20 protein-coding genes are annotated in these 20,186 nt (G+C 47.6%); 9 read left to right on the forward strand and 11 right to left on the reverse strand.

What is annotated here, in order from left to right; genetic code table 11:
• Positions 1–236 precede the first annotated feature (236 nt).
• Positions 237–2,609 carry an Ig-like domain-containing protein gene (locus MKY97_RS02040; RefSeq protein ID WP_342553872.1) on the forward strand — a complete coding sequence of 791 codons (2,373 nt, stop codon included), beginning with the start codon at positions 237–239 and terminating at the stop codon, positions 2,607–2,609.
• A 211-nt stretch (positions 2,610–2,820) separates the two neighbouring features.
• Here the strand turns inward: MKY97_RS02040 and MKY97_RS02045 are convergent, their stop codons facing one another.
• From MKY97_RS02045 to MKY97_RS02055, 3 genes are read right to left on the reverse strand one after another with little or no spacing between them, the layout of a single operon-like run.
• The gene (locus tag MKY97_RS02045; RefSeq protein WP_342553873.1) at positions 2,821–3,366 is read right to left on the reverse strand and encodes a chromate transporter; all 546 of its coding nucleotides are present in this window, start codon (positions 3,364–3,366) and stop codon (positions 2,821–2,823) included.
• Between the two features lies 1 nt (position 3,367).
• On the reverse strand, positions 3,368–3,955 hold the full coding sequence (locus MKY97_RS02050; RefSeq protein WP_342553874.1) for a chromate transporter: 588 nt from the start codon (positions 3,953–3,955) through the stop codon (positions 3,368–3,370).
• 12 nt (positions 3,956–3,967) lie between these two features.
• Positions 3,968–4,462: an Lrp/AsnC family transcriptional regulator gene (locus tag MKY97_RS02055; protein WP_342553875.1), complete on the reverse strand. Its 495-nt coding sequence runs from the start codon at positions 4,460–4,462 to the stop codon at positions 3,968–3,970.
• A gap of 251 nt (positions 4,463–4,713) precedes the next feature.
• On the opposite strand from MKY97_RS02055, the gene MKY97_RS02060 reads away from it, so the two are divergent.
• Positions 4,714–5,442 carry a copper amine oxidase N-terminal domain-containing protein gene (locus tag MKY97_RS02060; RefSeq protein WP_342553876.1) on the forward strand — a complete coding sequence of 243 codons (729 nt, stop codon included), beginning with the start codon at positions 4,714–4,716 and terminating at the stop codon, positions 5,440–5,442.
• 125 nt (positions 5,443–5,567) lie between these two features.
• Here MKY97_RS02060 and MKY97_RS02065 read toward each other — a convergent pair whose 3' ends face one another.
• The 4 genes from MKY97_RS02065 to MKY97_RS02080 form a co-directional block, all read right to left on the reverse strand.
• Positions 5,568–6,683 (reverse strand): PAS domain-containing protein, encoded by a 1,116-nt coding sequence (locus MKY97_RS02065; RefSeq protein WP_342553877.1) that lies wholly within the window; start codon positions 6,681–6,683, stop codon positions 5,568–5,570.
• On the reverse strand, positions 6,676–7,326 hold the full coding sequence (locus MKY97_RS02070; protein ID WP_342553878.1) for a response regulator transcription factor: 651 nt from the start codon (positions 7,324–7,326) through the stop codon (positions 6,676–6,678). The genes MKY97_RS02065 and MKY97_RS02070 overlap by 8 nt, the downstream gene beginning before the upstream one ends.
• A gap of 172 nt (positions 7,327–7,498) precedes the next feature.
• Positions 7,499–7,924 (reverse strand): GAF domain-containing protein, encoded by a 426-nt coding sequence (locus MKY97_RS02075; protein WP_342553879.1) that lies wholly within the window; start codon positions 7,922–7,924, stop codon positions 7,499–7,501.
• Between the two features lie 243 nt (positions 7,925–8,167).
• Positions 8,168–9,001, reverse strand: coding sequence for a hypothetical protein (locus MKY97_RS02080; RefSeq protein ID WP_342553880.1), 834 nt, complete (start codon positions 8,999–9,001; stop codon positions 8,168–8,170).
• Between the two features lie 268 nt (positions 9,002–9,269).
• Here MKY97_RS02080 and MKY97_RS02085 point away from each other — a divergent pair, with 268 nt between their 5' ends.
• A complete protein-coding gene (locus tag MKY97_RS02085; protein ID WP_342553881.1) occupies positions 9,270–10,049 on the forward strand; it encodes a Crp/Fnr family transcriptional regulator in 780 nt (259 codons plus the stop codon).
• A 906-nt stretch (positions 10,050–10,955) separates the two neighbouring features.
• On the opposite strand, the gene MKY97_RS02090 is transcribed toward MKY97_RS02085, so the two are convergent.
• Together MKY97_RS02090 and MKY97_RS02095 are read right to left on the reverse strand one after the other, a co-directional pair.
• The gene (locus tag MKY97_RS02090) at positions 10,956–11,483 is read right to left on the reverse strand and encodes a GNAT family protein (RefSeq protein ID WP_342556201.1); all 528 of its coding nucleotides are present in this window, start codon (positions 11,481–11,483) and stop codon (positions 10,956–10,958) included.
• Between the two features lie 237 nt (positions 11,484–11,720).
• A complete protein-coding gene (locus MKY97_RS02095; RefSeq protein ID WP_342553882.1) occupies positions 11,721–11,876 on the reverse strand; it encodes a hypothetical protein in 156 nt (51 codons plus the stop codon).
• A gap of 380 nt (positions 11,877–12,256) precedes the next feature.
• Between MKY97_RS02095 and MKY97_RS02100 the strand changes: the two genes are divergently transcribed.
• Positions 12,257–13,828: a DUF6359 domain-containing protein gene (locus MKY97_RS02100; RefSeq protein WP_342553883.1), complete on the forward strand. Its 1,572-nt coding sequence runs from the start codon at positions 12,257–12,259 to the stop codon at positions 13,826–13,828.
• A 117-nt stretch (positions 13,829–13,945) separates the two neighbouring features.
• On the opposite strand, the gene MKY97_RS02105 is transcribed toward MKY97_RS02100, so the two are convergent.
• On the reverse strand, positions 13,946–14,386 hold the full coding sequence (locus MKY97_RS02105; RefSeq protein ID WP_342553884.1) for a hypothetical protein: 441 nt from the start codon (positions 14,384–14,386) through the stop codon (positions 13,946–13,948).
• A 245-nt stretch (positions 14,387–14,631) separates the two neighbouring features.
• Between MKY97_RS02105 and cdaS the strand changes: the two genes are divergently transcribed.
• The 4 genes from cdaS to MKY97_RS02125 all read left to right on the forward strand — a co-directional run bounded on the left by cdaS (position 14,632) and on the right by MKY97_RS02125 (position 17,936).
• The gene (gene cdaS / locus MKY97_RS02110) at positions 14,632–15,264 is read left to right on the forward strand and encodes a sporulation-specific diadenylate cyclase CdaS (RefSeq protein ID WP_342553885.1); all 633 of its coding nucleotides are present in this window, start codon (positions 14,632–14,634) and stop codon (positions 15,262–15,264) included.
• Between the two features lie 309 nt (positions 15,265–15,573).
• Entirely contained in the window at positions 15,574–16,680 is a 1,107-nt protein-coding gene (locus MKY97_RS02115; protein ID WP_342553886.1) for a Glu/Leu/Phe/Val dehydrogenase, read from the forward strand.
• A 145-nt stretch (positions 16,681–16,825) separates the two neighbouring features.
• A complete protein-coding gene (locus MKY97_RS02120; protein ID WP_342553887.1) occupies positions 16,826–17,416 on the forward strand; it encodes a hypothetical protein in 591 nt (196 codons plus the stop codon).
• Between the two features lie 109 nt (positions 17,417–17,525).
• Positions 17,526–17,936: a DUF2000 family protein gene (locus tag MKY97_RS02125; protein ID WP_342553888.1), complete on the forward strand. Its 411-nt coding sequence runs from the start codon at positions 17,526–17,528 to the stop codon at positions 17,934–17,936.
• Positions 17,937–18,093: 157 nt separating this feature from the next.
• Here the strand turns inward: MKY97_RS02125 and MKY97_RS02130 are convergent, their stop codons facing one another.
• Positions 18,094–19,314 (reverse strand): MFS transporter, encoded by a 1,221-nt coding sequence (locus MKY97_RS02130; protein ID WP_342553889.1) that lies wholly within the window; start codon positions 19,312–19,314, stop codon positions 18,094–18,096.
• A 276-nt stretch (positions 19,315–19,590) separates the two neighbouring features.
• Between MKY97_RS02130 and MKY97_RS02135 the strand changes: the two genes are divergently transcribed.
• On the forward strand, positions 19,591–20,172 hold the full coding sequence (locus tag MKY97_RS02135; RefSeq protein WP_342553890.1) for a TetR/AcrR family transcriptional regulator: 582 nt from the start codon (positions 19,591–19,593) through the stop codon (positions 20,170–20,172).
• The last annotated feature ends 14 nt before the right edge of the window (positions 20,173–20,186 follow it).

Here is a 20,186-nt window from a genome sequence, read left to right on the forward strand (position 1 = left end):
CAATTCTGAAAAATGGGATTCGCACCCTGCTTCTATTCAGATTATGCACCGCAGGCTGTGTTATGAATGAACCTGATGCCTGCACAGGTTTCCACCCACATATAAGCTCCGTTAGATGACGATGCGGAATGATTTTCCATATAATTACCTGAAAATTTCCTGAAAGACTAAACATCTGGAAAGTCTCTGCCGACATTAAGTAGTAGGCATAAAATGATAATAATCGGAGGGAAATAATGTTAAAGCCAAGATTGACCAAGTACATGGTGATGATGCTGGTAGTGATGCTGAGTATTTCCAACGTAGGCTTGGCCGCTGCGGCAGAGAAGGAACTGTCCAAAATTGTAGTTTCCAAAAATGAAATGTCGCTCGAAGTCGGCGAATCCGGAGCAGTGACTGTGACGGGGGTATATTCGGATAATACCTCGGCTAACGTGACAATCAGCACAACCTGGAGCAGCAATAATCCTTCGATAGCAACTGCATATAACGGTTCGATTACAGCGAAGGAAGAAGGTACAGCAACCCTTACGGCATCGTACAAGGGACTGATTCAGGATGTTCAAGTTAAAGTAACGAAGAAGGTCAAAGCTCTTTCGAAAGATGTCCAGAGCCTTGATCTGCGTATGGGGGAGACAAAAGACATTGAGCTGACTGCCACTTATAGTGACAATACTACCAATGCAGCAGCCTCCACCACAGCAGCATGGACGACCAGTGATGAGAAGGTTGCTACTGTAGTAAACGGGAAAGTTACCGGTCAGAGCGCAGGAACAGCATTGATTACAGCGAAGCTGGGCAGTCAAAGCGTGACGGTAGAAGTCAATGTTGAGGTGGTCAAACGTGTAGATGTGGACAAAAAGCAGGTGAACCTGCTTCTCAATAAAAGTGAGAGTGTGGTATTGACGGCGACTTATCCGGATGGGACTACGAAGGATGTTACCAATCTGGCGGAATGGACATCCAGCAATGAGAAGGTTGCAGATGTGCTGAAGGGTAAAATTACAGGTTACTCCGGAGGGTCTGCCAAAATCACAGGGAAATACGGTACCAAGTCGGTATCGGTAGACGTGGATGTGGATCTGACCAGCAAGCTGAGTGCAGACAAACAGAGTGTTTTCTTCCGCTTGAGCGGAACCAAAACGGCTAATGTCGTGGTTACGGCTTCCTATCCAAACAGCAGTGATGTGAACGTAACCGATCAGGCAGTATGGACGTCCAGCAATGAGAAGGTGGCAACCGTGTTCAAAGGTCAAATTACAGCAGTGAGCACGGGATCAGCCACAATCAAGGCCGTCTATAACGACAAAACGGTGGAAATTGCTGTGGATGTAGATACAGCGAGATATCTGGATATCAAAGATGTGAACGACAAGCTTGCCATGAGTGTTACTGGGGAAAACAGAACGAAAAAATTGACTGTAAATGCAGAATACATTGATGCGAGCACAGAAGATGTGACGTCCAAAGCGACGTGGGCTTCCAGCAACGCAGATGTTGTATTTGTATCCAGCGGCGGTGAATTGATCGCTTATAAATCAGGTACAGCTACCATTACCGCAGCATACGGCGGCAAAACAGTGAAATTCACAGTAAGCGTAGATGTTGCTGATAAATATGAGATGGACAAGAAGAAAGCAGCCGTCGCTGTAGGCGGAACGACTACTGCCAAAGTGCTTGCAATGTATGGTGAAACTTCTAAGGACGTTTCTGAAAATGCAGACTGGAGCAGCAGCAGTGAGAAAATTGCTGAGGTAGACAGCAAAGGGGTTATTACAGGAGTAGCGACAGGAAAAGCAACGATTACGGCCAAAATTGAAGGTAAAACGTTGACTCTCTTGGTTGAGGTTGGTATGGCGAGCGGTCTTGAGGCGGATGTCAACTTTGTCGTGCTTTCGGCCAAAGAAACCCAAACCGTTATCCTTACAGGTACGGATAGTGATGGTAACACGAAAGACGTTACAGCAGATGCCACCTGGAAATCCAGTAATGCTCGCGTAGCGGATGTGAAAAAAGGCGTAATTACAGGAAACAGCAGTGGTAAAGCGAATATCACAGCTGAATATGGTTCCCAAAAAATTACGATTCAGGTTGAAGTCGATGTCATCTCCCGGATCGAAGCATCCGAGCCGGCCATTTCCCTGAAATCGGGTGATTCCTTTGACCTGAAAGTAACGGCGACTTTGAGTGATGGCAGCGAACGGGATATAACGGACAAAGCAGAATGGAAAACAAGCAGTTACAAAGTGGCTCAAGTGAATAAAGGCAAAGTGAAAGCTTTGAACTCAGGAAAAGCCAAAATCACAGCAAAGTATGGCAGTAAAAGCGTTACGATTGCACTGGATGTAGATACCCTGAAGTATTTGCAGACAGACAAAGTTACATTGACCATGAAAACGGGAGACAAGGCAGCGGTTAAAGCTACCGCAACATATATGGATGGAAGCGAGGCCGATGTATCCAAGCCCGCTCTCTGGACATCCTCTCGGATCGCAACAGCTACTGTAAAAGATGGTGTGATTCAAGCAACTGGTAAAGGTAAAGCAACGATTACGGTCTCCTATGCAGGAGTAAAAACGAAGATCACCGTAGTGGTTGAAGCCAAGTAATAAGTTCATGGTGGACGAGATGTACAGTCACGTATGACATGGTTGAAAAGGCCGACAGCTGGATGGCTTATGGGCTTATGCCCACGGCTGGTAGATTGGCAGCAGGGCCATGCTGATGATTAGTTTAATAGCATGATGCAAAAAGGATCTGAACCATGGTTCAGATCCTTTTTGATGTATTTGACCATTACGGGATAAGAGAAAAGTATTATCACATCGTATGCGACAGCACCAATGCCCCGTAAGCAAAAGCGATAATGATCAGAATAGCCGGATGCAGCTTCGTCTTCGTCATGACCCAGAGCGAGATTCCTGCGATAATCAGCGTCTGCCAGATCCCGATGGAGTCCGTAGATACTTGGCCGAATTCCCATGTGAGCAGAATCATGAGCACTGCAATAACCGGCTGTACTAGCAGGGTCATGCCTCTGACTTTAGGTGAAGTCCGGTGTTTGTTTAACAAACGAATTAACAAGATAAGTGCGGCCGCTGACGGTACAATCGTTGCAAAGCTGGCGATTACAGCACCAAACCAGCCTGCGACATGATATCCGACAAAGGCAGCGATTTTCGTGGCAATCGGGCCCGGGAGCGCATTACCGATGGCCAGCACGTCACCGAACTGTTCGGTTGTCATCCAGTGGTAGTGATTCACAATCTCTTCCTGCATTAATGGAATGGAGGCGGGACCGCCGCCATATCCGAGGATGTTCGCCACAAAAAATCCCCAAAATAATTCCCACCATGTCTGAAGCATCCTAGGACACCTCCTTGTCGGAGCTGCCTTTGGATTTTAAACGCTGCACCAGACCAAAATGGAAGAAGCCATAGGCAAGAAAAATCGTAATGACTATTCCGGGATGAATATTCAGCAGCTGCAGTGCGGCAAACGCAATCAAACCGAATAATATGGCAAACCACTTACCCAGCCCTTTCCAGGCTTTCATCGCAAATTCATAGGCCATCATGCCGAGCATTACAAAAATGACAGGCCGTACGGCAGCAACCATCCCTGCGACAATCTTGGATTCGCGCAGGGCGTACATTGAACCGAGCAGAGCAATAATCGCTATGCTGGTCGGCAAAATATGAGCGAGTACGGACACAATAGCGCCCAGTACACCTTTCGTTTTATACCCGAGATAAGCAGCCATCTTGGTTGCAATAGGCCCCGGCAGGGCGTTGGCAATGGCCAGAATCTCGCCGAATTCATCATCGCTAACCCATTTGTAACGAGTGACGGCCTCATAACGGATGAGCGGAATAACCGAGGGACCGCCGCCGTATCCGAGAATTCCGGTTCGTACCATGCCGATCACGAGACCGTTGTAATCTTTCCAACTCATGCTGATATCCTCCTAGAGTCTCATGCCCATACGGCTTTTATATCGTTTCAACAGCATCTGAGATTCCACCTTGACGATGCCGGGCATCTGGTAGAGCTTCTCCAGCAAAAACTGCTCCATCTCTTCCATATCTGCAAAAATACCATGCATATGCAGGGTGCTTGGGCCTGTCATGTGGTAGAGGCTGGTCACAGCTGGCTCTTCATCCAGCCTCTCCGCCACTTCGTCCAGGAAGCGTGGTTCCACATCGACATTAAAAAAGGCAGAGACCTGCAGCCCAACCTTGCCAGGATTAATGACAACGGTAAAGCGTTCGATAATTCCTTTTTCCGATAATGCATTAATGCGAGCTTGAACGGCTACGCGTGATAATCCGATCTGTGTGCCGAGGTCTGTATAGGATATCCGGCTGTTCTGATGGAGGGCGGCAATAATTTTGCGATCCATCTCGTCCAGGTTATACATTTGCGGAATTTCTCCGCCTTTGGAGGAACGTCTCTGTGACATGTTGGAACCATCCTTTTCGTTTTCCTGTATGCAGTATCACTGCAGCATTCATAGTTTAATGACGAAACGTAACTGTAGTCAACTGATTTTATTAAATATGTTGAAAACAGTCGATAGATTCCCTTCATTTTGTCACATATATATGCGGGAAGCGAAGTCTGTAATTAATCGCCACACAAAAATAAAAATAACGGTGTAACTTTTCTAAATGTTACGTGTTTTTATTGTTGAATAGGAGGAGAGAAAATCATATGAGGAAAAAAATTATATTATCCGTCTTAACTACGGTTGCGGTAATGTCAGGTGTGCTGGGCTCAGCATACGCAGCAGGAATGATCAAAATAAATGTGAACGGAACCCAGTTGCAAACGGATACAGCTCCGAAAATGGTGAACAACCGTGTCATGGTGCCGCTCAGTTCTGTGTCGAAAGCGCTGGGTGCATCTGTTTCATGGAATGAAAAAAACCAAACGGTTTCAATTCATACCACAGGGATCCCTTACGAAAATGTGTGGGATGAAAACATGAAAGACATCGGGCCTTTTGAGTTAGCCCGTATAAATAATACAATCCAAGTTTTCTTGGCCGGGATGGATACGGGGATTGAAGATCTTTTAAAGAAATCGACGTTCAATATGGATGTAGATCGATTGAAGCAGGAACACTTCTCTATGGGGCCAACGATGTTATCCACCAAGATTTTGGATATGAAGACAATTAAAAAAAATATAAATGGTCAGAAGCCTGAGTATTTAGTTAGAGTAGGCATTCAGGCAGGAGGAGATGAATTGAGAGTAGAATATTGGGATCTAACTGTTCTATTTACTCCAGCGGTTGATGATGGAAAAACCATTTCAACTGGAGGAAAGATGGATTACGTAGTCACTAAACGCGAAGTTGTGAAATCTGTTCCAGTCCGCGTACAGCGTGTATTTCCTGGGTTCACGTTAGAAGAGTCAAACGAGATGCATCCTTTATAGATGAAAAGAAGATGTAAAGAAACAGAGGCGATGGTCACCCCATCGCCTTATGTCTATAAGCTGAGCCCGTAACGCTTGCGCTTACAGCTGCAGATTTGCATAAAGAAGCCCAAGTTTTGTAAGCCCTATGCACGCTCTGTTTTAGGAAGTAAAAGGGTTACCGTTGTGCCTTCACCGGGTTCAGACGTAATGCGTAACGTCCCGCCTGCTCCGCGTGCACGTTCCTCCATACTGAACAACCCGACACCATTCCCCGCCGAGCCCTCATTAAATCCGGCACCTTGATCTTCAATAACAACGAGCGTGAGGTCTTCACTGTCTTCTACCGTTACACGTGCCTCTGCAGTGTCAGCATATTTGGCGACATTCGTTAAAGCTTCCTGGATAATACGATAGATGGCAATCTCCTTGTTCATATCCAGCCGCTTGCGCAGGCTGCACTCCAGAGCAACCTCGATGCCGTAGTGACGGGTATAGTTCTCGATATAGGTACGAATCGCAGGAACTACGCCGAGATCGTCCAGGACAGACGGCCGAAGCTCCCAGGCCAAACCCCGTACATCCTCCATAATAGTGGTGACCTGTTTCCGTAACGCTTCCACACCCGGATTTGCTTGATCTGCCAGTAGGCGGTCCATCTGGATAACGAGAGAGAAGAGGCTTTGTCCGATTCCGTCATGGAGTTCACGGGAGATGCGGCGCCGTTCCTCTTCCTGAATGTTCATCACTTGTGACATCATCTGCTGCAGCTCGCCCTCAACTTGTTTGAGTTTGGTTACCTCGCTGCGCACGGCCAAATACTGATAAGGCTCACCGTCATTGTCCAGAAAAGGCACGATCGTGGTGTTCACCCAGTAATAACTGCCGTCTTTGGCGCGATTCCGAATCTCGCCATTCCACACCTTGCCAGCAGAAATCGTGTTCCATAGCGTCTTCATAAAGGCTTTGCCGTGATACCCCGAGTTGATAATCCGGTGGTCCTGACCAATCAGCTCTTCGCGAGTATACTGCGAGATCTCACAGAATTTATCGTTTACGTATTGGATTTTGCCTAGACGATTCGTCAGCGCTACAATCGAGGATTCATCGAGTGCAAACTTCAGGTCGCTGAGCTGATGCAGTGATCCCTTCAGTTTGCTTCGGAACTCATTGTCTGAGATATGCTCGTCAATCTCCTTCAGCAGCAGCTGAACAGGCTGGTCGGCTAATCCGCTGAGTCTGTTTTTGCGCGGTTTACTCAAAGTTTAACAACCCCTTTTTCATCGCGAACTTCACCAGTTCCGGTCTGGTGCGCAGGCCAAGCTTCTCCATCAGATTACTTTTGTGGGATTCCACCGTTTTGACGCTGATGACTAGATGCTCGGCAATTTCCTTATTGGCATATCCTTTGGCGATCCAGGACAGAATCTCTTTCTCCCGATCCGATAGGGTGTCATACGGCCCGGCATTTTCCTGTTTGGCTTTGTCCAGATACTCACTCATTAAACGCTTCGTTGCACTTGGATAGAGGTAGGCACTTCCATCGGCTACAGAACGAATGGCAGCGAGTAATTCTTCATGGGGCGCACTCTTGAGAATGTACCCTGAAGCCCCGGCGTGGATTGCGCGGAACAGGTATTCCTCATCATCATGCATCGTTAGTATTAAAATCGATATATTTGGCATTAATTTCTTCAATTCGGCAGTAGCGGTTAATCCGTCCTTGCCCGGAGGCATACTGAAATCCATCAGAACCACATCCGGTTTCAGCTCCTGTGCTTTGGTAATGGCTTCGTCGCCATCCGCTGCATCTCCAACAATATGTATATCGTTCTTACCCTCAAGCAGGGCGATCAACCCGGAACGTACAACTACATGGTCATCTACGACTAACAGTCGAATCACAATCATTTCCCCCTGTCCGCTTCCTTCATCTACCTCTATCATACCAAAAAAAGAGACTTTTCAGAGGGTAATCTCCGAAAAGTCTCCTTATGAGATGTAAACAAATCGTTAATATGTGTGGCGAAGCTGTAATCCCGGTAAGGTGCAGTTCAGGCCCTGCACATGTACTCGCTCATGCATACTGCTCCAACTGCCGGGCGGTTCGTTCCGTTTGGACAACCATCTCGGGGGAAAACGTGCAGGGAGTTCTGCTTCCTACAAGCAGTACACCGCTTGGCAGCCTGCCTTCCTTGAACATGGGCACGGCTATCGCACATACCAACCGTTCAGCAAGCATAAGCGGGCAGCGATCCGGCGTATATTCTCCACGGGACTGCTCATCCAGCATGACTGTGCGTCCCGTTCTCAGCGCTGTGCCTACCAGATCTTGTCCAGGGCGCATAGCCATCCGTTTCACACGTTCATTGGTTGCCCCGGAGGTATATTTCCAGCGCAGCATCGATCCAGACACACAGGCCATTCCGCAAAAATCGCCGGTGGTGCTCTGACACAGGCCGCTCATCATCTCCTGAACGGCAGATGAGACTTCATCATGCATGAGGGACACTTCCTTTTTCGGATCATATATGGATTACATATGGGTAACCTTGAATCAAGGCTCGTTGGATAGAAAAGCGATTTACAATCAGGATATTACGATGTTAGTTCTATTGTAGACTTTTTGATGAGTCTTGTAATTCAGGGAAAACCCCTATTTGCATTCTGTAAAATGCTGAACCTGGGCACCGAATACCTCTGAGAAGCATAGTTTTCCTGCCAATTAGAGAAGATGCTGCTTCATTTATATTGTAAATGTACCCAGTAACGCAGGCCATACAGATAAATTCTCACGGCAAGCCGGGCATACGGTTTTCCCTGCCAGATAAGGGAGATGTGCTGTAAGTTTCTGCTCTCCGATCCTCCCGGCCCGTTCTGCTAAAGCTTGTGCGGCCTCATCTGCCAATGAAGAAGCGGGCTGAATAACTACAGCTTCCTGATCGGTATGAAAGACAGGATCATCTTCATAGGCACGGAGGGGCACGGTATGATCTTCGTCAGGCCATATGTACACTTCATTTTCGCAGGCCGTGCATACGGCTACGTATTCATCGCCTTCAGTAAATGTCATCAGCATATTAGCGACAATGTAGGATTCGCGGAATGCAGCATCGGCAATGAGGATGTAACGCTTCTCGGTGTCATCTGTGGATGACTCAGCAGCATCATGCAGCACTTCTTCTGTCAGTGATCTGAATAGATTAATGGCATTCACATAATCACCGTACATCTGCGTACAGAGGGTACTGCCTACGGCTTCGGCCAGTTCAATCCAGGATGGCGGATAAGGTACCTGATGCTCTTCATTGCGGCTTGCTTCAATAATACCGCAGTGGATAAACAGCTCTTTGCGCACGGCAGCATCAGATGTTTCACCTGCCAGCTTTGCCAGAAATGGCATCACGGCATAGGCAGCCGTATAGATTGAGTTCTGATGAAACAGATATTCCTGAAACAATGTGTCAAAAACCTCTTGGCTGAATGCCTGCTCTAATTGCTGCAGCAAACCGGGTACATTTTTGGCCGAGCCATAGGGACCCGATAGTTCTGCCCAAAGATCATTATCAAGCGATAACATATGTATTCCTCCTGTTCTGGAGATGCATAAGATTACAGATTCACAAGCTTGAAGACGTACCAACGTTTAACTGTATGCTAGCACTAACGTAAAAGATTGACAATTCAAGGTTGAATACATCGTTAACCCGGGTCTTTGTTGATGATATGTGACTTTTCTCACAGCGAATTGGGGGAGTTTCCCGCCAAAGATCAGGTAATCCCCCGATAACCTTTCGGTCTGTTTCACGATATGATGGAATCATAAGGAATCACCGAGGGGGACGAAAATGATGGGTACAGTATTTGTGGAAAGAATCACCCAAAAAGCAGAGCGGACACAGACGGAGGCGGGCAAAATGACACAGAAAACAGGTGGGATTCTGTCTTTTGTTACAGCGGAGCAGTGGAATCTGATTGAAGAGAAAATGCAGCCTAAGAAAGTGAAGTCGGGATACAGTCTCTTTTTGGAAGGTGATGAAGCCGGATATCTGTACTACATTCGTTCGGGACGGGTGAAGCTGACCAAATCGACGGAGGATGGCAAAGAGATTATTCTGTCGATTCAGCAAAGTGGTGATTTGATCGGTGAATTTGGCGGTATTGGCGGACTAAATCACAGTTACAGTGCAGAGATGGCGGAAAAAGGGGAACTGGCCATCATCTCGCTGACGGATCTCGAAAGTGTGCTGAGCAAAAACGGAGACCTGGCGCTGAAATTTCTGCAATGGATGGCGCTCGCACAACGGATTACCCAGTCGAGATTCCGCGACCTGCTGCTGTACGGCAAAGCAGGTGCACTTGCTTCGACATTGATTCGTGCCAGCAACACGTATGGCAAGATTATTCCAGACGGAATCGTGCTGGAGATGAAGCTGAATCACACTGAACTTGCGGAGATGATCGGAGCAACGCGGGAGAGTGTTACGCGTATGCTTGGCGCGTGGAAAGAGCAGGGTACCTTGGACATGATGGACGGTAAGTTAATGATCCGGGATATGGCTGCGCTGCGCTGTATGTGTGGATGCCCTTCGTTCCCGAGCTGTCCGAAGGAACTGTGCCGTTTGTAAGAGATGCAGCATAGATTGACAGCAGAAGATTTAAGTATTAACGCAGCATACCATGCACACAACATACGGAAGGTTGTGTCATCTCCACTGGCGATTGGGGTCGTAACGGGAGATGGCAAAAGTGCTGAAGGATGCGGGGCGTTCTGGATATAGGGAGCAATATGGAGAGAAAACCGGAAGATCGGTTGAGCGGAGAAGATTAAAAAGAGACTTATTAACGTGGACGGAGAACAAACAGTTAGCATGGTCGGATAACGGAACTGGGAAATAGTAACAAGTAACGTTTAACAAATGATAGACAGCAAGTGACGTGTAACAAATAAATAGAGATGATGTATGGTGGGGAGAAATGAGATCGGGACGGAAATCAAAGACGAAGCAGCCTATGCTGCTTCGTCTTTTTACTAAGTAGGCGCGAAGAATGATTTTATTACCCCGACTGCGGCTAACAATTCGAGAGGAGCTTATTTGAGGTGTTTCGGTCCTTTTGAAAATGTAACGATCTGGAGAGACGTTATTTTTTCAATTCCAGTGAAAATTGTGGGTATTTAGCGAATTTTTAATGAAATAGCGTTACTGGGAATCGTTAGAATTACAAATTGCAGTAAATTACCCAAATAAGGTTTCTGGAGATCGTTAGAAATTTCGTGTGCTGTTTATACGCTGCTGGCTCACTGTTAGGAGCACCCGCAGCACCTCAAAGACACAGCAGGTGTTTACTAGGACAGCACATCGTTACCTCTCAAAACATATTACTTACAACCTATCAGCACTCAAGCTGCATCCCACACGCTGCAGCCCCACGGCAGCACTCACAAGGTACATCTCCAAACGCTAGAATCCCCTGATCCAGCGCTGCCTCATAAATGTGCATATTACCGCTGCGCAGATAAATGTCTGTTTAGTTTATTCTAACTCCCGATCCAGAATGGAATAGAGCACGGAGTCATGATACAAGCCTTTATAGAACCAATGCTCCCGCAGTAAACCTTCACGCTGCATCCCGATGCGTTCCATGACTCGCTCGGAGGCAGGATTTTCAGGGCGGCATTTGGCAAAAATGCGGTGAATGCCAAGTTCCCTGAATCCAAAGTGAAGCAGTGCACGGCATGCTTCCGTAACATATCCATGCCCCTGATACGCGGGATGCAGAACATAGCCGATCTCGGCGTTAGTCTGATCCACAAGGTGGAGCCCAGCGCCACCGATGAGAATGCCTTCTTTTTTCAAAACAATCGCCAGCTCATACCCTTCTCTCGGCTCCGTCTGCTGCATACGGATTACATCCTGCACATAAGCCCGGGTATCTTCCTCCGTGTTCGGTCCCCATGCGGTGTGCTCCGTTATTTCGGGCAGGGAGGTGTACGTATGTATGTGCTGCCAGTCATTTTCTACAATCTCGCGGATAAGTAATCTTTCGGTTTCAAGCTGCATCATGTAAGCTCCTCTGCTCCAATTTAGTTTCTCATATGTGCACTGTAAGTTTCTGCATTCAACCTGAATCCGCATATGATTGCATCCTATTGTAACGCAAGGTGTAGATACAAAAAAGCCCACGACCGAATTCAAAAGCATGAATTCTTCGCAGGCAGTCATCGTTAATTCTTGAATTGGATAAGATTTCTTTCAGTCCATGAATCGCAGCTCACATATTTCTGTCTAGGCAGTGTGCTATTGTGGTTGATTGCAAGCCGCTTTGGGATAAGTATATGCCAGTTTGCGGATAATTTCCTTTTGCCATCTCGTATCACCCAGATGGGTCGCCAGGTTCAGAAGATCCAAATAATCGTCCAGCTGCAGGTCAGCCTTTTGCAGAGTTGTGTTCATTCGATGTTCGTTCCCCTTTATCTATAAAGTCGTAAGCATAGTTGTCATTGTCCTACTGCATCATAACAAGCTCAAGAATGATAATCATTATCATATATAATCACATTATGCCTCGTATTCGAGTAAAATGCAATGCTTAACCTTGAGATCACTCAACTTTTTTGATAAAAAGCCTTATTCGTATCGAAACCAAGATATAAACACTCGGAAAATTTTTGCAAAAATTTTACATAAACATAGAGGAATTCATTACATGAAGCATTAAATTAAAAAGGGACAAGCATAAGTTATCAAGATAGAAACAACCGAACCGAACCGAACCACCTGAGGGAAAACATTATGCACAGGCATCAAACGATGCGGAGGAGGAGAAAGAGGATATGAAAAAGGCGTTAAGGCAGCAGTGGATTGGGGCATTCCTGGTTTTTATGATGATGGCCGCAGCATTACTGGTTCCGGGATATCAGACTCCGGTTCAGGCCGCAGCACCACTTACCGTATCACAGGCTATTGCTTCCCAGAGCAGCGGAGGCACGGCAGCCGTCGAAGGTTATGTTGTGGGACATGCGACAGGGTCACTGACGGCCAAGTTTACCTCTCCATATGCCAATGATTTCAATGTGCTGATTGCGGATTCGGCATCGGAACGTTCGAACAACAAACTGCTCAATGTGCAGATCTCTTCTTCGTTTCGTGCTCAATACGGACTGGCTTCAAATCCGGATCTGGTAGGCAAAAAAATTATTGTCACTGGAACGCTGGGCGCATATAACAGTTATGCCGGAGTCAAAAATCCAACCTCAATTACCCTCTCGTCAGGAACCACGAACCCTAATCCAGAGCCAAACCCGAACCCGGGAACGACCCTGCCGGATGGTACAGGCAAAAAAGTGCTGTTTGATAACACGCATGCCCAGACCGCAGGTGCAGCCGACTGGATTATTGATGGAGCTTTTTCAGACTTTGCAAACGGTTTGCGAAACGCAGGCTTTACCGTGGATCAGCTGGAACGCAGCATCCCGTATACATTTGGTGAACAGGCTTACACCTATAACAAATTGAAGGACTATGACGTGTTTGTCATCGGCGAAGCCAACGTGCCATTCAAAGCGACAGAGCAGGCCGCGCTCCTGCAGTACGTACAGAACGGTGGAAGTATCTTCTTTATCTCGGATCATTATAATGCAGACCGGAACAAAAACCGCTGGGATTCCTCCGAGGTGTTCAACGGCTACCGCCGGGGAGCTTTCCTGAATCCAGCGAAAGGCATGTCCTCCGCGGAAGCAGCATCGCCAGCCATGCAGGGGGTAATCAGTTCGGACTGGCTGGGGAACAACTTTGGTGTTCGTTTCCGCTATAACGCATTAGGTGATGTGAATGCCACGGATATCGTAACACCAGCGCAGTCTTTTGGCATTACAACAGGTGTACAAGCTGTGGCAATGCATGCGGGATCAACCATTGCCATTATGGACCCGAACAAAGCCAAAGGATTAGTGTATGTTCCAAACGGCGTGTCCAAGTGGAATAATGCCGTCGATCAGGGCGTGTACAATGGAGGCGGGCGAGCGGAAGGGGCTTACGCTGCAATTGCCAAAGTAGGCGCAGGGAAAGCCGCATTTATCGGTGATTCTTCTCCGGTTGAAGATGCAACGCCGAAGTATTTGCGTGAAGAAAACGGAGCCACGAAGAAGACATATGATGGCTTCAAAGAGGTGGACGACGCCGCGTTCCTTGTGAATACCGTGAAATGGCTGGCGGTGAAAGAAAGCTATACCAGCCTGGCCCAAGTGCCAGGTCTGACATTGGATAACGTAACAAGCCTGCTGCCAATGGAGACACCGTCTGCATCCACCGAACCGAAAGAAGAACCTTGGGCTGCCCCGGCTGCAGGATACAAATGGTATGATCCGACGACGTTTAAAGCAGGTTCGTACGGCAAGGCACAATAACGAGGTCAGGATCGGAATCTGAATATTAATCAATTCAGAGTAAGGAGCAGCTGAAAATAGCTGAAAATAAATGTCGCAAAGAAGCTGGTGATGTCAATTCAGCTTCTTTGCGTTTTTTCATTTTACATAATCCTGAATTATTCTGTGATCGAACTGACTTGAAATTTGGTAATGCATAGATGAGTTCTTTTTAGGAGACGCTTCGTAATCGTAGACATCGATATACTTATTATCATATAAATGCATTCCAAGTCTTGCGCCATGATTTACATCAACAAAGAGCCTATACACCTCATTGAAATCTAAGGAAACCTTGGAATTTTTCTTCACTTCAAGGGCTGACAAACTGCTCATTATTTTATGAATTTCATCTTTGTCTGTAAGGGTTATTTTTTGGTCATGACCCTTTTCGATATCTATTGAGGTGATCGTGTCAAAGTTAACATCGTCCCATGCAGCCTCTTTTAGAGGCTTTGTTGAATTCATGGTAAAGAGCCATAATCCGACAGCTAAATTAATGATTATAGACGCGAAAAGGTAGTAATTTCGTTTCTTCATGACTTCTCTCCCTTAAATAATCCATTGAAGTCATTGTAACATTTATCCAGATTTATTTCATGATAGGTATATGGTTTTTGCTGAACAGTCCGTCTTATTTGCTTCTCTTGTGACAGCCTCACAGCTTATCGCTGCATAAAGCTTGTCTTTGATGGGCAAGGTATGGGTACTAATCATGGAATCCGAATCCAAATGCAGTCGAGTCTGAGTGAAGACAATAATAGGGAAGAGGGAGGCGGCACAGGATGAATCAAGCAGGGCAAGCGGACTGCGACAGTTCCTTGATGCGGCAGAAGCTGAAGGCAGACCTGCACCGCGTAGCAGAGCGAATGAATTCGACATTATCGCGTTTTGACCATGACAGTGTCTGTTTGCTGGGGCAGTTTGCCGAGATTCGGGCCGAGATCAAACACATCGAGGTGCTCGCATCTTCTTTTTATCTCGACTGTTACCTGTCTCCATTTACCGAGAAGTTCGCAGAGCTGACGTCCAGCGTGCAGCATCTGTCTGACCGCAGGTATGGGGCACTGATCGTGATTGAACGGGAAGTTCCGCTTGCGCCGATGATTCATTCCGGGGTAGCGGTGGATGCCAAAGTGACACACGCGCTGCTCGAGTCGCTCTTCATTCCGGGCGCGCCGCTGCATGATGGGGCCGTGCTTATTCGCGGTAATCAAATTGTATCTGCTGGTAATGTGCTGCCGCTATCCCAGGCTGAAGCGCATGAGCGAAAGCTGGGTACACGCCACCGGGCGGCACTCGGATTAAGTGAGCTGACAGATGCGGTTGTGCTGGTCGTCTCGGAAGAGACGGGGCAGGCTTCTTTTGCCGTAGATGGAGCACTGCATCCGATTAATGTGGTCGAAACGCTCACCTAGAGCGAATGGAGTATGACCATACTGACCTGACCAGCTGCGAGCTGCACAAGCTGGCGGTTGCATATCAGGTATAAGCTGTTGGAGGGGCTGACCAGTCATGACATGACAGGCGGGGCCTCTTTTTGCTATGGCAAGTAAGATTCACGGCAGCAATCGATATGGACTGCGATTGCAATACCAATCTGACTCCAAAGCGAACATGGTGATGTGATTTTGCACAAACTGGGTGGATATGGGTAAAATAGGGGTGGAGTGTTAATTATACAAATGCAAATTTATCTCATAAATGGTAGAGGAGACGGTTAGCAGATGAGTTGGTTTAAAGCAATGGAGCAGCATGATTATGAGGAACTGGTTCTATGCCAGGATCGGAAGTCAGGCTTGAAAGCCATTATTGCCATACACGATACGACCCTTGGACCTGCGCTTGGCGGTACACGGATGTGGACATACGCCTCAGAGGAAGCGGCTATTGAAGATGCACTGCGCCTGGCTCGCGGTATGACATACAAAAACGCTGTGTCCGGTCTCAATCTGGGCGGGGGAAAAACGGTCATTATCGGAGATCCGCGCCGGGATAAAAACGAAGCGATGTTCCGCGCCTTTGGCCGCTATATTCAAGGCTTGAACGGTCGTTATATCACCGCCGAAGACGTCGGTACCACGGAAGAGGACATGAATCTGATCCATCAGGAGACGGATTATGTCACAGGCATCTCCGCAAGCTATGGCTCGTCCGGCAACCCTTCGCCGGCAACCGCTTGGGGGGTATACCGCGGCATGAAGGCAGCTGCGAAGGAAGCCTTCGGCACCGATTTGCTGGAAGGTAAGACGATTGCCGTTCAAGGTGTCGGAAATGTAGCGATGCATCTCTGCAAGTATCTGTACGAGGAAGGCGCACAGCTCATCGTAACCGATATCCATAAGGATTCCGTGAAGCTGGCGGTAGATCGTTATGGGGCGAAGGCTGTTGACCCGGCGGATATCACAAGCGTGGCGTGTGATATCTATGCGCCATGTGCGCTCGGCGGCACGATTAATGATGATACGCTCCGAACACTGAAGGCCAAAGTTGTCGCGGGCTGTGCCAACAATCAGCTGCTGGAGCCGCGCCATGGCGATGAGCTGTATCATAGAGGCATTGTGTACGCGCCGGACTATGTCATTAACGCAGGTGGTGTGATCAACATTGCCGACGAGCTGAACGGATACCACGCCGAGCGAGCTTGGGCGAAGATCGGTGAGATCTATACTACGCTTGAGAGGATTTTCGAAAGCTCTCGTACAGGAGGCATCCCTACCTATGCTGCCGCAGATCAGCTGGCCGAGCAGCGAATCGAGATGATGAAGAATACGCGCAGCACCTTTTTACAAAATGGACACCATGCATTAAGTGCACGCAGATTACGCCAATAGTGAATCAAACGAGCCATGAGCAGCACCTAATTTGTGCTGCTCATTTTTGTTATTTTTATGTCATTCATTGGTTCAAATGATCTGGTATCATTTTTCCAGGCAGATAAACAGTGGATGTAGTGTACACGAGGTAGGAGTGTGAGGTATGGAAAAAACAATATTGGCTGTTATGATCATATTGATGCTGACATTAGCTTATGGAAATGTTGTTGAAACGACTTTAAGTGCAAATATTTCCAGCGAGCCAAAAAATGAAACGGATGAGTCAATTATCCCGAAAAACACATCCGATTGTACTATAGATCGTACACATTTGGATCGTGAAACGGAAGCGTATTTCTTTGGAGCTTGGAAAGTGGAGAAGCTTCTTGGATTTGCAAATTCATATAATGATGCTTCTGAATATCCGGCAGGACAAAAATTCATTGGGGATGAACTGATCACCCGAAAAGACTTTTTTTCATCCAAAGGACTTACAAAATATAAGAAATATCAGTATGAACTGGACAATCCCATCTATGAGATTACAACGATGTGTTATAACTCTACCTCTTTTTATGGATTATATAAAATAGATATCCCAGGCCTGAAACGAGATGATGGAGTAAAAGTAATAAGTATAGGTGACCCATCTACAAAACTTGGAATTCCTTTCAGTTTCTTTGTTGTCAATAACGATAGGCTTATCTTGCTATCAGAGGCAACTATTTTTGAGCTGAAGAAACTGACGGATTAAACGAGTGAGTTGCATAAGATGAGCAGCATAAATATGATGGATGGAATGTAGAACCCACAGGACATGAGTAGGTTTTACGAAATAAAACATAGAGGGTGAATGCGATCATATGAAGAGAATTGCTATTATACTGGATAAAAATCTGGAGCAGGGAGCCGCAGCCAATGCGGCAGCGCTTCTCATGGGACAAGCTGCCCTGAATGAACCGGGGTTGTATTCGGATCATCCTGTACGGGATCGTTCCGGTGTCCAGCATGCGGGTATCCGATACAGCACCGTCATTTTGAAGGCGGGAGAGAACCAGCTGATCAATCTGGTTAAGGCTTGCTCTGAGGATAAGGACAGCTTGAAACATCTTGTTTTTACACAGACGGGGCAGTCCCTGAATAATGCTTTTGAACAATATGCAGGTGAGATCGCATCGATGACATTGGAGGCGACCAAGGTCGTAGGTGTCATTGTGTGGGGAGAAGATGAGTCGGTCCGGGCAAAGACCAAGAAGTTCAGTGTGATGAAGTAAGCAGGAAAATACAGCTGGTGGAACGAGCTGGGAGGGCCGTGCAGTGTATGGTAATAAAAGAAAGGGCAGAAGTTATCCTTGGGATAGACGTCTGCCCTTGATTTGTGTCGGGAGTTTAATATTTAAAAAGCTGTATGCAGTCGATGCGGCTGCAAGGTTATGTGCTGCTGATAGCCGTAACCTTTTTCTCCGTGAAGTAGTACAGCAGGGCGAGCAGCGGCATAACTAGGCCAATGAGCGTAGTAAGGCTCCAGCCGCCATGGGCATAAGACCAGCTTCCGAGTGAAGAACCTATGGCACCTCCGATGAAAAAGATCGACATAAACAGACCGTTCACTCGTCCTCTCGCCTCGCTGCCAAGGGAGTAGATGATGCGCTGTCCCAGCACCAGATTGCCGGATACAGCCATATCCAGCGTGATGGCGGCGACAACCAGCAGGATCAAGGCCGGTGTAGAATGGCTCTGAAACAGATACGCCAGACCAAAGGAGGCAGCAGCAATCACCATAGCGGCTCCGGTGAGTACCCGGGTGAAGCCGCGATCTGCCCATCTTCCGGCGATCGGAGCGGCAACAGCACCGCCCACGCCTGCCAGAGCAAACCAGGCAATGCCCTGCTGGGACAGGCCGAAATCATCTGCCAGCCTTAGAGGGACCGTTGTCCAGAACAGGCTGAACGCACCGAACAGACTGGCCTGGTAGAATGCACGCCGCCGCAGCATGGGCAGCGTGCGGAGCAGCGTGAAGAGAGACAGGATCAATTGTCCATACTTCAGGTTCGGCTCAGGCTGACGAACGGGAAGTGCCCGTGACAGCAGCAGCATGAGCAGGGCGATTACCACGGCCGAGAATGCAAAGACTGCCTGCCAGTTCCAAATGCTGGTGATAAAGCTGGCAGCAGGCCGAGCAAGCATAATGCCGAGCAGCAGACCGCTCATGACATTGCCGACGACCTGCCCACGCTGTTCTTCGGAAGTCAGGTATGTGGCGTAAGGTACCAGAATCTGTGCAACGACGGAACCGACGCCAATGAGCAGCGAAGCCGTGAGGAAGAGAAAAGCACTGGTAGAAAAAGTGGCGGTAATTAGCGCGGCAGCGAGTAGGATAAGAAACAGAATCATCAAACGGCGATTTTCAATAATATCACTGAGCGGTACGATGAAAAGCAGACCAATGACATAGCCGATTTGTGTGAGGGTTACAATCAGACCGGCAGCGGAAGAAGAAAGGCCTGTTGTGGTGCTGATCGGCCCGAGTACCGTCTGAGCGTAATACAGATTGGCGACGATCAAACCGCAGGAGGCGGCGAGCAGGAAAATAATCCAGCCAGGCACTGCAGCCTTCATCGGTTGGGCACCTTGTTTTTGTTTCGTATTCATAAAATCGACCTCCAATAAAATATAGGATGGGTAACACAGATGCATGTATTGCCTGTAATGATTTGCGGTTTTATTACTGGACGTTCCGTTTACTATTTACACCTAAATAATATACGATACGTTTAGTATTGTAAATAGGCAGTTACAGAACAATGGAATTTCACAGAAATATAACGACACTGCAGGGAGCCTTGAAATGTCTATTGGTGATGCATTTTAGTATAATGAACGTATCGTTTTGTTAATTTATAAAGGATTACAATGGAGGGGTCAGCAATGACTGCAAAAAGAGGACGTCCCCGCAACATGGAAACCCAGAATGCAATCCTTACGGCGGCGTATGAACTGCTGCTGGAAGATGGGTTTGCTGCGGTGACGATGGAGAAGATTGCCGAACGTGCACAGGTGAGCAAAGCAACGATCTATAAATGGTGGCCAAGCAAAGGGGCTGTCATGTTGGATGGATACATGTCGGCGTTAACGGCCAGGTTGCCTGTGCCGGATACGGGGTCAGTATATGAGGATGTGCGTGCTCATGCAGGGAATCTGGTTCAATTTTTGACAAGTGCCGAAGGGAAAGTCATTACACAGATTATCGGAGAGGGGCAGTCTGATCCGGCTCTTGCGGAAGAATACCGCAGCAGATATATTCAGCCGCGTCGCCGTGAAGCATGGGGCATTCTGGAGAAAGGTGTAGAACGCGGCGAGCTGAAGCAGGGACTGGACATTGGACTGTATATCGACATGATCTACGGGCCTGTGTTCTACCGGATGCTGGTCACGGGTGAGCCGATGGATGATACGTTTGTGGAGCTGCTGCTGGGTTCGGTATTCAAAGGCATCGGGTCTGAGGCATAGCAAGAAGTGCAGCA

It is taken from the genome of Paenibacillus sp. FSL R7-0652 (assembly GCF_038595045.1).
GTDB lineage: Bacteria > Bacillota > Bacilli > Paenibacillales > Paenibacillaceae > Paenibacillus.